Annotated in this window: 2 protein-coding genes; both read left to right on the forward strand. The window is 72.7% G+C overall.

Annotation, left to right across the window (positions count from 1 at the left end; translation table 11 throughout):
* Positions 1 to 170 precede the first annotated feature (170 nt).
* Positions 171 to 1,448 (forward strand): adenylosuccinate synthase, encoded by a 1,278-nt coding sequence (locus tag ACFXA3_RS41370; RefSeq protein WP_385196486.1) that lies wholly within the window; start codon positions 171 to 173, stop codon positions 1,446 to 1,448.
* A gap of 1 nt (position 1,449) precedes the next feature.
* Positions 1,450 to 2,025 carry a hypothetical protein gene (locus tag ACFXA3_RS41375; protein ID WP_385196484.1) on the forward strand — a complete coding sequence of 192 codons (576 nt, stop codon included), beginning with the start codon at positions 1,450 to 1,452 and terminating at the stop codon, positions 2,023 to 2,025.
* Positions 2,026 to 2,193: the final 168 nt, after the last annotated feature.

A 2,193-nucleotide genomic window follows, 5' to 3' on the forward strand; every position in this document is an offset into this window, starting at 1 on the left:
GCCGGGGGCCGCGCGGCCGCGCGGCCGGGCGGGCTGCTGGCGGGCGCGGCCGGCCGAAGGCATCGGTGACGGGCGGCCCGCCGGTGGCGACGCTGGACACCCCGGCGAGCGGCCCGGCACGCCCGTTTCACAGAACCGCCGGAACAGAACAGAGGAGTTCCATCGTGCTCATGGCAGTTGTCGGCCTCAACTGGGGTGACGAGGGCAAAGGAAGGATGGTCGACAATCTCGCCGCGGATGCCGACTACGTGGTCCGCTACCACGGCGGCAGCAACGCCGGCCACACCATCCACACCGACCAGGGCACGTTCAAGCTGCACAGCCTGCCCAGCAGCATCATGCGCCCCGACGTGATCAGCATCCTGGGCCCCGGCATGACCGTCGACGTCGAGGGCCTGCTCGGCGAGATCGACGCCCTGGCCGGCCATCCGGGGGTGGCCCCCGAACGGCTGCTCGTCTCCGACCGGGCGTCCGTCTGCTTCCCCTTCCACCGGGACCTGGACGGACTGGAGGAGGAACGCCTCTCCCACGGCCGCTACGGCTCCACCCGCAAGGGCATCTCACCCGCCTACGGCGACCGCGTCATGAAGAAGACGCTGCTGGTGGGAGAGCTGTACGACAAGGAGGGCCTGCCGGGCCGGCTGGCCTCCGTCGTCGACTGGGCCAACGAGCGGATCACCAAGCTGTACGGAGGCGCCCCGCTGGTCCTCGCCGAGGTCGAGCGGTGGGCGGCCGACGTCCGCGACCGGCTGGAACCGCACGTCGCGGACGTGACCGCGCTGCTCTCCCGCGCCCTCGACGAGAACGCCGCCGTCCTGGCCGAGGGCCAGCTCGGAGCCCTGAAGGACCTGTACTTCGGCATCTACCCCTTCACCACCTCGTCCAACTGCCTGGCCGGGCACGCCCCCGTCGGCATGGGCGTGCCGTGGGCCACGGTCGACCACACGGTCGGCGTCACCAAGGCGTTCTCCTCCTGCGTGGGCGCGGGCCCGTTCGTCACGGAGTTCGACGAGGAGCGCGCCGACCGGCTGCGCCGCCAGTGGGGCGAGTACGGCTCCACCACCAACCGTCCGCGCCGGCTCGGCGCCTTCGACGCGGTGGCCACCCGCTACGGGGCCCGGGTCCAGGGCGCCGACGCGATCGCCATCACCAACCTGGACCAGCTCACCGGCATCGGCGAGCTCCAGGTGTGCACCGCCTACGAGCAGGACGGCACTGCGGTGCCCGGGTTCACCACCAGCCCGGCCGAACTGGCCCGGATGAAGCCCGTGTACCGGACGTTCGCCGGCTGGGACGAGGACATCTCCGGGATCCGCCGGTACGAGGAGCTCCCCGCGGCGGCCCGAGCCTACGTCGAGGGCATCCAGGAATTGCTCGGCGTACCCGTCCGCCACGTCTCGGTGGGCTCCCACCGGGACGCCCTGATCACCATCACCGAGGAGGACTGACGTGCTTGCCGTGCTCGCCGTGAGCGACAAGCGGAACATCGACACCCTGGCGGTCGGCCTGCTGCGGCTGGGCTGGGACGTCGTGGCGACCGAGGGGACCCAGAAGCAGCTGGCGGACGCCGGCCACCCGGTCGGCCGGATCGCCGACCTGGCCGGCGCGCCGACCCTGCTGGGCGGCCGGGTCAAGACCCTGACCCTGTCGGTCATGGGCGGCATCCTCGCCCGTGACACTCCCGCCGACCTGGCGGAGATCGCCGCGTACGACATCACCCGCGTCGACCTCGTCGCCTGCAACTACTACCTGCTGCCCGAGCGGGAGCAGGGCATCGACTTCGCCGCCTTCCGCGAGAAGATCGACGTCGGCGGCCCGGCGATGCTCCGCGGCGCCGCGAAGAACTGCGAGCACGTCATCCCGCTCGGCGACCCCGACGACTACGACGAGGTCCTCGCCCTGCTGGAGACCGGGGCGGGCAGCCCCTCGGCGGTGCCCCTGGACCGCCGCCTGGCCCTGGCGGAGAAGGCATTCCGGATCAGCGCCGCCTACGACGACTCGGTCCGCGCCCTCTTCCGGGCCTGACGCGGGCCGCCGGGGCGGGCACCGGGTGCGACACGGTGCCCGCCCGGGCGCTCCGAGCGGTAGGACGGGGCCCCCGCGCGCGGCGGGCCGCCCGGGGGCGCGGGGGGGGGGGGGCCCCGGAGAACCCGGGGGTATTAAAAAAAGAACCCGCGCCCCCAAAATAGAGTT

Source organism: Streptomyces sp. NPDC059456 (genome assembly GCF_042750055.1).
Lineage (GTDB): Bacteria > Actinomycetota > Actinomycetes > Streptomycetales > Streptomycetaceae > Streptomyces.